The 12282-nt window shown below is 60.5% G+C and carries 11 protein-coding genes; 1 reads left to right on the top strand and 10 read right to left on the bottom strand.

Annotation, left to right across the window (positions count from 1 at the left end; translation table 11 throughout):
* Positions 1-5: 5 nt before the first annotated feature.
* The 6 genes from RCAS_RS23175 to RCAS_RS03225 form a co-directional block, all read right to left on the bottom strand.
* Complete coding sequence (locus RCAS_RS23175; RefSeq protein ID WP_012119178.1) at positions 6-1139, bottom strand: STAS domain-containing protein; 1134 nt, start codon at positions 1137-1139, stop codon at positions 6-8.
* A gap of 17 nt (positions 1140-1156) precedes the next feature.
* Positions 1157-2137, bottom strand: coding sequence for a (+)-T-muurolol synthase (locus tag RCAS_RS03205; RefSeq protein ID WP_012119179.1), 981 nt, complete (start codon positions 2135-2137; stop codon positions 1157-1159).
* A 27-nt stretch (positions 2138-2164) separates the two neighbouring features.
* The gene (locus tag RCAS_RS03210) at positions 2165-3001 is read right to left on the bottom strand and encodes a methyltransferase domain-containing protein (RefSeq protein ID WP_012119180.1); all 837 of its coding nucleotides are present in this window, start codon (positions 2999-3001) and stop codon (positions 2165-2167) included.
* A 224-nt stretch (positions 3002-3225) separates the two neighbouring features.
* Entirely contained in the window at positions 3226-4338 is a 1113-nt protein-coding gene (locus tag RCAS_RS03215; RefSeq protein ID WP_012119181.1) for a serine hydrolase domain-containing protein, read from the bottom strand.
* A 283-nt stretch (positions 4339-4621) separates the two neighbouring features.
* Positions 4622-5968, bottom strand: a complete 1347-nt coding sequence (gene murJ / locus RCAS_RS03220; protein ID WP_012119182.1) for a murein biosynthesis integral membrane protein MurJ — start codon at positions 5966-5968, stop codon at positions 4622-4624.
* Positions 5965-6966 (bottom strand): uroporphyrinogen decarboxylase family protein, encoded by a 1002-nt coding sequence (locus RCAS_RS03225; protein WP_012119183.1) that lies wholly within the window; start codon positions 6964-6966, stop codon positions 5965-5967. Before RCAS_RS03225 ends, murJ begins: the two co-directional genes overlap by 4 nt.
* A 720-nt stretch (positions 6967-7686) precedes the next feature.
* Between RCAS_RS03225 and lgt the strand changes: the two genes are divergently transcribed.
* The gene (lgt, locus tag RCAS_RS03230; protein ID WP_012119184.1) at positions 7687-8559 is read left to right on the top strand and encodes a prolipoprotein diacylglyceryl transferase; all 873 of its coding nucleotides are present in this window, start codon (positions 7687-7689) and stop codon (positions 8557-8559) included.
* A gap of 104 nt (positions 8560-8663) precedes the next feature.
* Here lgt and RCAS_RS03235 read toward each other — a convergent pair whose 3' ends face one another.
* From RCAS_RS03235 to RCAS_RS03250, 4 genes are all read right to left on the bottom strand, one after another.
* Positions 8664-9050 (bottom strand): hypothetical protein, encoded by a 387-nt coding sequence (locus RCAS_RS03235; RefSeq protein ID WP_041330160.1) that lies wholly within the window; start codon positions 9048-9050, stop codon positions 8664-8666.
* A gap of 47 nt (positions 9051-9097) precedes the next feature.
* Positions 9098-9604 (bottom strand): DUF3368 domain-containing protein, encoded by a 507-nt coding sequence (locus tag RCAS_RS03240; RefSeq protein WP_012119185.1) that lies wholly within the window; start codon positions 9602-9604, stop codon positions 9098-9100.
* Positions 9604-9870, bottom strand: a complete 267-nt coding sequence (locus RCAS_RS03245) for a hypothetical protein (RefSeq protein WP_157042529.1) — start codon at positions 9868-9870, stop codon at positions 9604-9606. Before RCAS_RS03245 ends, RCAS_RS03240 begins: the two co-directional genes overlap by 1 nt.
* Positions 9871-10445: 575 nt before the next feature.
* Positions 10446-12122 (bottom strand): ABC1 kinase family protein, encoded by a 1677-nt coding sequence (locus tag RCAS_RS03250; protein WP_012119187.1) that lies wholly within the window; start codon positions 12120-12122, stop codon positions 10446-10448.
* Between the last annotated feature and the right edge of the window lie 160 nt (positions 12123-12282).

Here is a 12282-nt window from a genome sequence, read left to right on the forward strand (position 1 = left end):
TCACATCATGCCTTATGATGCGCCCCATTGCCATTCATCAGCCCCGGCAGGAAGGCGCGCATCTCGGCGCCATTCATCAACGGTTGCCGCAGATGGGACATCGGCTCACCGCGCTCCAGTCGCTCCAGGGCTTCTTCGGGACTGCGCACCGTCTCGACATTGTGCAGATCGACTCCCAGGTGTGTCAGGGTCATTGCAACCGTAGCGGAAATGCCGCTGACGACCACCTTGCAGCCAAGGAGACGCAATGCCTGAATTGTCATCATCAACGCCTGCGCCACCGATGTGTCGATGGTGGTGACGCCGGTGATGTCCAGGATCATCAGTCTGGTGCGGTTGGCGTGGACGACTTCCAGCAAATGCGACCGCAGGATGTCGGCGCGGCGCGAGTCGATATGCCCAACAATCGGCGCAAGCAGAATGCCCTCAGCCAGCGAAACGACCGGCGTTTCCAGTGCGCTGACCAGGTTCAGCAACTCGCGCTCCGAGGCGAGTTGTTGCTGCAACTGTTCATTGGTGCGAACCAGTTTCGTCTGCTGCGTTTCGAGTTCGCGGTTGGCAACGCGCAGCGAGGAGAGCATCTCGTTCAAGAGTACGCTGAAGTGCCAGATCAGCATCATCACGAACACAACCGCCGCGCTTGCTGCGCCGATTTGCAGCACATCGCGAAACCATTCCGGCAGGGTGGAGGCAATGAAGCCTTGCGGCAACAGATGCCCGACACTGACAGCGATCACGCTGCACAGTCCGCTGGCGGCGATCAGGCGCTTGAGCGGCTGGATGGTCAAATACTGCAACCCCAGAATCACGACCAGTAGTGGCGAGAGCGTCAATGTCGCAAAGAGAAATGGTTGCGCCAGGAGAATGACCAACCCGCCTGCCAGCAAACCGACGCTTGTCGCCACAATAGCGGACTGGACCTTTCCCTGACGCACGCTGCGCAACGCATAGAGCAGAATACCGCCGTTCACGATGATCGCCACGCCGCTGATACCGGTTGCGAGGTCGCGGAAGATCAACGCCAGCGCGAGAAACACAACCCCGAACAGGAATGCGACCGGCATGTAGGCGGAGAGAAACTGACGCAGGCGGGTCATCTGCGCCTGCATTGTCGACTCGGGCATAATATCGGTGGTCATTGTGCCAATCCCTCCATTTACTGTTGCGCGACTGCCATCACCATTTCCTGCGATTTGTGCGTCGGCGCGTAGCGCGTTGCCGTCAGCGACCAATCGCGATTGGCGCAGATCCAGAACTGCAATCCGGTGACATATTTTTCAAGCGCTGTATTGACCGCTGCATCGAAATATGGGACACAGGTGCGTTTCCGCACAAACGTAGCGACTTCACGCGCATGAAGGTCGAGCGCGCGGTCAATGGCTTCGGGCAATGAGCATTGATGCTCGCCCTGAATGACCAGCACCAGATTGTGCCGGTCGCCGTGCTGCATTTCCTTGGGATACGACAGCACATCATTGCACCAGCAAATGATATTGTTCGCAGCCTGCTCCAGTTGCTGCACAATGCTGTGGTGACGGGCATAGAACGGCAGTTCGATCTGCTCTGCCAGTTCTATCAGATCGAAGCATGCATAGACGGCGCCCGAAAACAGGCGCGCGGCGCAATATGTCGCCACATTCGGCGTTGCACCGCGCTGCCGGTTGACCGTTTCCCAGCGATTGGCAGTAAAGTAGAGACGCACATGCTCGCTGAATCGGCGCAGCCAGTTATCAGGAGCGCGCAGTGCCAGTCGACGACGAAGATCGGCGAGCGCATAGGTCAGCGCGCAATCATGCGCCTCCGGCGTTGCGCCGTCAAGAATTGCAAGAAATCGTTCGTGCAGCGCAATCATGCGTTGGAGATCACGCCCAATGCCAGTTTCGTCGCATTGGTCATCCATGAAGAACAGCCATGCAATCCAATCGGCGGCAATCTGCAACATCTCACGGTCCGCTCGTGGATAGGCGCGTGCAGCCAGCAAGCCATACTGGAGGCGACGACTTTTGTGGCGCAATGAGTCCGTCAACAAGCCAAACATCGCCGCCCAGGCGAGCGTTGCCTGATCGACTATATCGGCATGCGGGCTTATCGCTCCGGAAAATGGGTAGACAAGTCGTGCGCGATAGTCCTGATCCACGGGCCTCCTCCTTCATCGCATACGATCCTATCGAGGCTTCTGCGCAACCAGTACGACGTATCCCAGGTGGTCACGCTGAATGGCAGCGAGTTGCGGCCATACCTGTTCGAGCGTCGCCAGCAGATCATCCCCGTAGAGCGCTCGAATGTCGTCGCGTTTCTGGATCAATGCATCACTGACAAACTGAAGGGTTCGTTTGGTGTGAGCACTGATATCGATCACCTCATCGACGACAAATCCCGCCGCTGTGACCAGCGCCGGATAGCGCTCGATCGTTTCCAGCGAGCGAAGCATAAAACTCCCGTAGAGTAGTGCACGGTGCTCGTCAGAAAGCGGTCGCTCCTCGGTGACATCGGTCAGCGCGAACTTTCCGCCTGGGCGCAGAACCCGCCATATTTCTTGCAGCACGTGCTGACGATCTGGCATGTGCAGCAATGACTCGAACGCCCATGCGGCATCGAACGTTTCGTCGTCGAAAGGAAGCGCCATCGCGTCAGCGCGCTCAAAGCGCACACGATCCGTCACGCCGTTCTGTTCGGCGAGCATTGTGGCGCGTGCTACCTGATCGGCGCTGACGGTTATGCCGACCACAGATGCACCACTATGGCGACTCAGACGGATCGCCGGACGACCTACGCCGCATCCGACATCGATGAGCGTTTGCCCTGTGGTCAGATTGACTTTTTCGATAAGCAGATCGGTCAGCCGATCCTGTGCTTCGACATGAGAACTCATATCGTCTGGACCGGTCCAATATCCGACGTGAATGTTGTCTCCCCACAGGGTGGCATAGAATGGTCCCATCAGATCATAGTAGGCGCCGACTTCGTCAGGAGTAGGATGGACCGACTCATGGGCTGTCATTGATGTGCCTCCTTGGATGTCAGTGTATCAGCGACTGAGGAATGTGCACTGTGCAGTCTATTGTCAAAATGGTATTAAGATTGCAAACATTGCCTCCGACGCTCTTCGCGCATCGGGTATGTGTTGTTGGGAAGACGCCAAAACGCTGGAGTTTCATCGGGATATTCTGCACTCCAAAGCAGGAAATGGCAGGCAGTGGGAACCTGCTGAGGTGCGGCGCATCCTTACCCTGTCAATGAGGCGACAACCGCTGTCGAAAAGCGCGACCAGCGCGAGGTGTTCCACTGATCGAAGAGGGTGCGATTTGCCAGCATCACGCACACCAGATCAAGCGCCGGGTCCGCCCAGGCGAAAACGCCGGAGATGCCGGTGTGCCCGAAGGTGGCTGGTGAGGTAAATTCGCCGGAGAAGTGCGGGTGTTTGTTGCCGCGCAGATCGAACCCTAAACCCCAGGCGCAGTCGTCCCAGGTCATAAACCCTTCAATGCCTCCACGCAGTCCCGGTGTCTGGTTGGTGATCATGAGGCGCGCCGCAACTGGGGAGATCACCTGTCGTCCGTCAATGGCGCCACCATTCAGCACAACCTGAAAGAAGCGCGCAACGTCTCGCGCTGTGGCGAGCACGCTGCCGGCCGGATGTGTCTGTCGCCGCGCGTGAGCCGAGTTGAACCGTTCGGTCGGGCTGCCGGGATCGAGCGTTCCGCCAACGTGGACGATGCGTGGGAAAAGGTCTTCCGGCGGCGCCAGCCATGTGTCGCGCAGACCAGCCGGAGCGAAGACGCGCTCGTGCATAAATGACGCAAACGATTGCCTGCCAACTTCTTCGATGATCAGCCCCAGCAACCCATATCCGACGTTGCTGTACTCGACTTTGCTGCCGGGAGGCACAATGGGACCGGCAGCAAGATAAGTGCGCAATTCTTCGGATGTGGTGGCGTTGGGCGGCAACCGGCTGCGATCCGGGTCCTGCGGCAGACCGGAGGTATGGGTCAACAACTGGCGCACAGTGATCACGTCGCGCCCTGCGCCACGAAACTCTGTCAGAATGTCGGCGACCGGATCGTCGAGCGTGAGGCGCCCGGCTTCCACGAGAAGCATGACGGCAAAGGCGGTCATAGGCTTCCCGATTGAGGCAATATGGAACAGGCTGTTGCCGTTGATCGGTGGGGCATTGGGCGCCGGTGCAGCGCTCCCGCCGTAGAATTCACCCGCCAATCGCCCGCGATGAAGCAAGACTGAGGCAATCGCCGTGACGATCCGTTCATCGAGCCAGCGCTGCAAGATGTCATACGCGCGCTGTAGTCGCTTTGGATCGATAGTGAGTTTGACGTTTTTCATACCGATTGCTGAAGATCTCAAAGTTCGGATGCGGGTCCTTCATGAAACCTGCAACGTGTAATACCAATGACGATTGAAGAAGCCGCCTTCTGGTCATTCCGAGCGCAGCGACTTGTCATTCCGAGCGCAGCGACTTGTCATTCCGAGCGCAGCGAGGAATCTAAGCGGGTCGCGCACGACTCCGCGCGCTGCTCGGGGTGACCATGCCGGATGGTCACAGGTCATTGGTATAACGTTCCCATGTGCAGCGCGCGCCGTTTTGCAACGTTGCACGGCGATGTCTCTACCTCTCGCCTCTTGCCTCTCGCCTCCGACGCATCCGCCACGCCAGCGCCGCTCCCAGCGCCACCGTTTCCAGCACTGAGGTGATCGCAAATGCCGCAGGAATTGCAACCACGCCCCAAGGCTCGATCCACACCCATATCAACACGCCGCGTCCCGCGAGTTGCGCACAGTTCGTCACCAGCGGCGTTTGGGTGTCGTGCAGTGCGATCAGTCCGCGCGTCAGCACTTCCGTTGCCACATACATCGGCAACCCCGCGATATACACCCCAAGCAGCAGCGTCGTCAGATCGCTGGCAGCGGCATCAAAACGACCACGTTCGAACAGCAGGCGAACGAGCGCGCGACCGATGAGCGCCAGCGTGAGCGCAGCCGCAACTGCCAGGGTCATGCTGCCTGCTAGCGCCGCAAGGAGGGTGCGACGCAGGCGCTTCCGGTCGTTGCGCGCGGCATAGGCGGCAATACGCGGAAATGCCGCTTGCGCCAGCGCAACGCCGATCAACCGGAGCGGCACACCCATCAGCAAACCGGCGTTGAAGAGCGCTGGCAGCGCCCCCGCTTCCCGCGCCAGCGAGGCGAATGCCGTATCGACGATGCCGCCTGCATAGTTCACCCCGGATGATAAGCCGTTTGGCGCCAGCAACCGGAACAGTTGGCGCAGTCGTGCATCGCGCAGATCCCACGCCGGACGCACACGAAAACGGTTGGCGCGCAGTCCGGGGCATAGAATGATCAGTTGCAGGATCGCATCGCCAACGACGCCGAACGCAGGACCGTAGATGCCGACGCCGGGAATGAAACGCGCCGCCAGGATTCCGCCGATCATCGTGACGTTGTGCGTTACTATCGAGATTGCCGTTAATAAAAACTGGTTCCGCGCGTTCAGCACGGCAATCGCCACGCTTGCCAGCACGACCAGCGCCAGTTGCGCGAGCATAATGCGGGTCAGCGCGATGGTCAGCGCGGCGGTTTCGGCATCGAAGCCGGGGGCAAGCACAAAGCGCACAAAGAAAGGTGCGAAAATCATGCAGACCAGTACGACCAGCGAGACCGCGACGGTCAGGGTGGTGGCCGTCAGGTTCACCAGTCGCTGTTCGGCGACATCGCCCGATTCGTAGCGCGCGCCGAGTAGCGCCGGTATCATCGCATTCGACAGTGCGCCGCCGCCGATCAGGCTTGCGATGGTGTCGGGCAATCGGAAGGCGGCATAGTAGGCGCTGGCTTCCATCCCTGCGCCAAACCCGGCATTGAACAGCGCCTGGCGCACAATGCCCAATCCGGCTGAGATGACGTATGCGGTAGTGAACAGGAGTGTTCCTTCCGCAATGCTGAATTCACGCCGGATCATGGACCCACGACATCTCGCAGTGCGCGAATGTTCCCCCAGGGCGCCGTCGTCGGCATCACACAGCCGGTCGAAAGGCACATGCGCCGTCCGCCCATCGCTGCGATTGCCTGGCGCGCCAGCGACTGCACTGCCGTGGGTGAACCTTCGACAATATCGCGTTGGCTTAAACCTCCAACAACCATGCCTGGAAAGCGGCGCGCGCCTTCAGCGAGGTCGGGTCCGGTGTCGCGGTCGTGCCAGTTGAGCGCCTGCGCGGGATATTCCGCTGCAATGTCGAAGTAGGAGTGCATACCATGCAGGTGGAGCAGAATGAAAGGCGGTTTTCCATGTGCTGCGCTGGCTGCATGCGCCGCTTCGAGAATGCGCATGTCAAGCGGACGGCAGACCTCGCGGTATTCGGCTTCGCTGATGACATCCGCTGTACATCGTTGCATTGCGTAGAAAATGCCGTCGGCGCCGGTTTCGAGTACGGCTTCGACGAAGCGTATCGTTGTTTCTGTGATTGCTTCGAGCGCGTCCAGCAGATCGGAGCGATGACGCCGGAGATGTACAATGTCCATCCCTCCGCCGATCAGATTCTTTGCCTGACTGATCGGGCTGAAGACTGTCGCCAGCAGGGGAACGTCGGGATCGATCAATGCGCGCGCACGACGGACGGCTACCAGATGCGCGCCAAGTGCGCCAGCGCGCGGGTCGAGCGGCGTAATGCGCCGCCAGTCGGCAGGGACGCTGACCGGGCGCGCGACGTAGTCGCTGGTTCCTTCGGAGTGCCCACGGTACACGACGCGGCATCCCCAATTCTCGACACAAAAACTGCTCGATGGTGTGAACTTGACGAAATCCCAGTCGTACTGCGACTGAAACGCAGCCACGGATAACGCCAGTTGTTCGGGGTCCTGATCATCTACCGGAAAATGGCGCCAGAGCGCAACAGGTGGGCGATCAACCGGTTCGCCTCGGATCGCCGCAGCGAGTCGTTCACGTCGGGTCATCGACATGGCGTACCTCTCTCGGTCTGGTCGAATGTTCTGCAATAGTACCACGTTTCGCCCGAAGTCCAAGTCGCTCGCGCTTGTGCGGCGGGGACGGGTGCGCTGCCGGGACGGGCGCGGGCGGGGACGCCCGCGCTCCCAGGTGCTCGCGCGCTCAGGTGGTGTCGGGCGGGGACGGGTGCGGGCGGGGACGGGTGCGGCGGGGACGGGTGCAGGCGGGGACGGGTGCGGGCGGGGACGGGTGTGCTCCCAGGTGCTCGCGCGCTCAGGTGGTGTCGGGCGGGGACGGGTACGGCGGGGACGCTCGCGCTCCCAGGTGTTCGCACGCTCAGGTGGTGTCGGGCGGGGACGCTCGCGCTCCCAGGTGTTCGCACGCTCAGGTGGTGTCGGGCGGGGACGGGTGCGGGCGGGGACGGGTGCAGGCGGGGACGGGTGCGGGCGGGGACGGGTGTGCTCCTAGGTGCTCGCGCGCTCAGGTGGTGTCGGGCGGGGACGGGTGCGGCGGGGACGCCCGCGCTCCCAGGTGCTCGCGCGCTCAGGTGGTGTCGGGCGGGGACGGGTGCGGCGGGGACGGGTGCGGGCGGGGACGGGTGCGGCGGGGACGGGTGCGGGACCATCGGAGGCGATGTCGATTGCCGACAACCGCTGCTCACCGTATAACTCCAGTCATTGACGCCTGCCTCACGGCGGACTACAATATCCGCTATTCTATCGAGGAGAATGTCTATGGGACTCTATCCGCCTGACGATCCATTTCTCATCAACGTGTCGCTGTTCGGCATTCCCGTCGTGGTGCGCTGGTATGGCGTCATTATCGTCAGCGGCGCAATGCTGGCAGGATGGATTGCAGCCAGGCGCGCGCAACAGCGCGGTTACGACCCGGAGCATATCTGGAACCTGTTGCTGGTCGGCATGATATTCGGCATTATCGGTGCGCGCGCCTATTATGTGCTGTTCGAATGGCCTCGTTTTGCCGGCGCGTCGTGGCTGGAGATTATCAACCCGGCGACGGGCGGGCTGGCAATTCATGGCGCGCTGATCGGGGCGCTGACCGCTGCTACGCTCTACACACGCTGGCATCATTTGCCGCTGCGGACCTTCCTCGACATCGCTATGCCGCCGTTCCTCCTGGCGCAGGCAATCGGGCGCTGGGGCAATTTTATGAACCAGGAGGCGTATGGCAGCCCGACCAGCCTTGGGTTCGGGGTATTGATCGATGAGGAGCACCGCATCGGTCCGTACCGCGATATGCAGCAGTTTCCACCCGATACATTGTTTCATGCCACATTTCTGTACGAGTCGGTATGGAACCTTATTGGGTTTGGCATTCTGATCTGGCTTGAGCGACGACTGCGCGATCGGTTGCGTCCGCTCGATATGGCGTTGCTCTATGCCGTCTGGTACGGGTTGGGACGTTTTTGGATCGAGGGTTTCCGCACCGACAGCCTCTGCCTGAGTGGAATCGGCGGCGCATGCGAGGGATCGTTGCGCGTCGCGCAGGTCGTCAGTCTGCTGCTGGTTGCTGGAGGGTTCATTGGGTTGCTGATCAACCATTGCTATGTCGCCCGCCACACTGCGCAGCCACGGGGGTGTGAGTGAGGCATGAGGCGTGAGGCGAGAGGTGTGAGGCGTGAAGCGGGAGGCGGGAGACGGGAGACGGGAGGCGTGAAAGGTTAGGAAGGCTAACCCTTAGTCCCTAACCCCTAACCCCCACCCCCTCGCACAATACTGATGAACAACACGGCTCCCGCGCTCAACAGCGCAACCAGGGCGATGGACGCAGGAAGGATCACCGGCAACCCGTCCCACCCGGCGATGGCGGCCGCAATCGTCAACCCTGCCAGACCCAGCGTGGCTGCCAGGACGATCAGAGCGAGCGCGATGCGCGTGCCTGCCTGTGATAGCGCCGTTGCAGTTCGCCGCACTTCGAGGTCGCAGGTCTGGATGCGCAGTTCCCCGTCGTTCAGGCGCTGGAGTAGGGCGCTGATCCGGCCCGGCAGCGCGCCGACGATGCCGCGCATCTCGTCCAGTTCGCTGAGGACGCGCCGCATCTGCGCGTCGGGGCGGTTCAGTTCCGCCAGAGCGCGCATGGCGACGATTCAGGGTAATCGCCCGCCCGAAATCCGCTTTGAGCCGTTTATCCCAACACCTCGTGCAGCAGGCGACGGCACAAAGTCGGGCTGATCCAGATGTCTGTTCTTTCCTCGATCTGACCGAAGTAGAAGCGCAGTTGATCGGCAGTGATGAGACCCACACGGTAGGCGTGGACGAGTACGCCTAACGTTCCCCGCACTTTCACTCCGTGCTGGCGAGCCGCTTCACGACCGCGTTCCTCGTCAATTAAGAGCAAGCCGTCCACAGCAAGCGCCAGGGCGATGCTCTCTTGCTCACCTTGATCGAGATGCGAAGAGGCTATGTCATCTGGTATATGCCTGATCTCGATCGGCTCCCAACGCTCCTGGCTCAAGAATCGCTGAAGCGTATGAGCGTCCTCGAAACCCCGTCGTATTCCTTCAATGACGGCTTCTTCGTGGACCGATTGAGGCAGCAGCACTTCACCATAAAGCTGCTTAAGGAGATGAAGCAGATTGAGTTTGGCGAGAGTTATCAAGGGTCCGGTATCGGAAACGACCGGTTCGGACATCAGGACAGTTCCTCTTGCACGGTTTCTTCGGAGAAATCCGGTTCAATGCCACGCATTCGTGCTTCGCGAATAAGGTCTCGCTTAGAGAGTCCGACTTGCTCAGCGATGTAGCCTAGAGACCCGACACCATCGCGGTAGAGAGCCAGGGCGCGCTCTACTTTGTACTGATACAACCCTAACCGAAAGATTTGCTGCAACGTCATCGGTTCCTCTGGCACACCTTCCAACCAGTGGCGAGGAATTTGCATTGTGATGGTCTTCTCCATCGGCATTTCCTCCTTTTCCGCAGTCATTATACACCCTCACCTCCGTTAGGTGAGAACAACCTGTAGATCAGTCGTCTCATACGAACGTGCGGTCAGTCAGACGAGATGTTCGAGCGCCCGGTTCGCAAGGCGTAACAATCAACGCACACCAGCAGTCCGTGTCGTGGACGCATGACTGCGCAGTGGCGTCAGCGGCCCCGGCGGGGCTTTCCTCAGCGAGGGCGTTCGCCCGCAGCGCCCCGGCTTCCCGCTGCGCGCCCCGGCAATCATGACGTCACCGCACCAAGCAACCACGAAGGTCACCAAGGGACACGAAGGACATGCACTTCATTTTTATTCCCCTTCGTGCGCTTCGGGTCCTTGGTGGTTGAGCCGGTGTGCCGTGGACTCAATCGTGGTTATTGCATCCGTATGCCGCCAGCCACTCGTCCGCCCGGCGGCGGAAGCTGCGGGCTACGGCTGCCAGGCCCGCCGGCGCGGGCTGCACCGGGCGATGCCGGATTCTGTGCTCAAAAACCATGATTGTCCGCATGACTGCGTATTCGTATGAGAACCGAGAACCTGATCTCTAACCCCTAACCTCCACCCCCTCGCACAATACTGATGAACAGCACGGCTCCCGCGCTCAAGAGCGCGATCAGTGCGATGGCTGCGGGAATGATCACTGGCAGCCCGTCCCACCTGGCGATGGCTGCCGCAATCGTCAGCCCGGCCAGCCCCAGCGTCGCCGCCAGGACGATCAGACCGAGCGCAATGCGCGTTCCTGCCTGCGAGATCGCCGCTGCTGTTCGTCGCGCTTCGAGATCGCGGGTCTGAATGCGTAGTTCACCATCGTTCAATCGCTGGAGCAGGACGCTCGTCTGTCCCGGCAGCACGCCAACGATACCGCGCAGTTCGTTCAGTTCACGGATCAAACGCCGCATTTGCGCTTCGGGACTGTTCAGTTCCGCCAACGCGCGCATTGCATAGGGTCGCGCGATGCCGAAAACATCGAGGTGTGGATCGATCTGAACGCCAATGCCTTCCATCATAATGATTGACTTCAGCAATAGCGCCAGCGGCGCAGGCAGGCGCAGGCGATGACGCTGCAAGAGCGCCAGCAGTTCTTCGCCCATCTCACGCGCCGATAGTTCTTCCAGTGATCGGTCGACGACGTGATCGACGAAGCGGCGCATATCACGTCGTAGCGCCGGCGAGAGTTCACGCTGTGTCAACATGCCTAACTGCTGCAACACGCGCAACGCACCGTCGGAGTCGCGCTCCAGCAGCGCGACCAGGAGCAGCAACAGATTGCCGGTCGTTTCACGATCAAGGGCGATCGCCTGACCGAAATCAACTGCGCCGATGACCTCGCCCGGCAGCGCGAACAGATTGCCAGGATGAGGATCGCCCTGAAAGAAGCCATCGACAAAGATTTCTTGCAGGATAAGTTCCAGGCTGTGACGTGCCAGACGCTTGCGGTCCATACCTGCGGCGTCCATGCCCGCAATGTCGCTGATTTTGATGCCGAAGAGACGCTCAGTGGTCAGAACGCGGGCGCTGGTATGGCGCCAGAACACGCGCGGAATGCAAACATGTGGATTACCGGCGAAGTTGGCGCGGAACCGATCCGCGTTCCGTCCTTCACGACGGTAATCGAGTTCGGCGCGCAACGTCATGCCAAACTCCCATGCCAGTTCCACCAGATCGTATTGCTCGCCGAAGGACGTATTCTGCTGCGCCAGCGCCGCCAGTTCCGACAGGATCGCCAGGTCGATCGCCACGAGTTGCTGGATGTCGGGACGTTGCACCTTGACGACCACCGGTGTGCCGTCGGGCAGTTCGGCGCCATGCACCTGACCGAGCGACGCAGCCGCCAGTGGCTCCCGCTCGAAGCAGCGAAAGAGCGTATCGATCGATTGATTCAGTTCCACCTCGATGGTCGCAATGGCAACATCAGCAGGAAATGGGGGGACGGTGTCTTGCAGTTTGTTCAGTTCTTCGATCCAGGCAGGCGGCAGCAGATCGGGGCGGGTGCTCAGCGTCTGTCCCAGTTTGACGAATGTCGGACCAAGTGCGGTTAGTGCCAGACGCAGGCGCTCTGGTCCGCTGATCGGGTCGGGCGCCGGTTGTCGAACAATGCGGCGCGGCAGCGACAGGAGTGCGGTCAGACCCAACTGGTCCAGCAGGTAGCCAAAGCCGTACTGCCAGAAGACATGAGCAATCTGGCGGTAACGACCGAGATAGCGTGCCTGACGAACGAGTGGCCACATATGAAAACCAAAAGAACCAAGAACCAAGAACAACTGCGCGTCTCATCCGCGCATATCCGTGCCGATCCGTGTACTGAATAGAATAGGACGCGGATGGTACGGATGGCCACGGGTGATTAAGTTGTTAATCCGTGTCGATCCGTCGTATCCGTGCCAATCC

This window comes from Roseiflexus castenholzii DSM 13941 (genome assembly GCF_000017805.1).
Taxonomy (GTDB): Bacteria; Chloroflexota; Chloroflexia; order Chloroflexales; family Roseiflexaceae; genus Roseiflexus; species Roseiflexus castenholzii.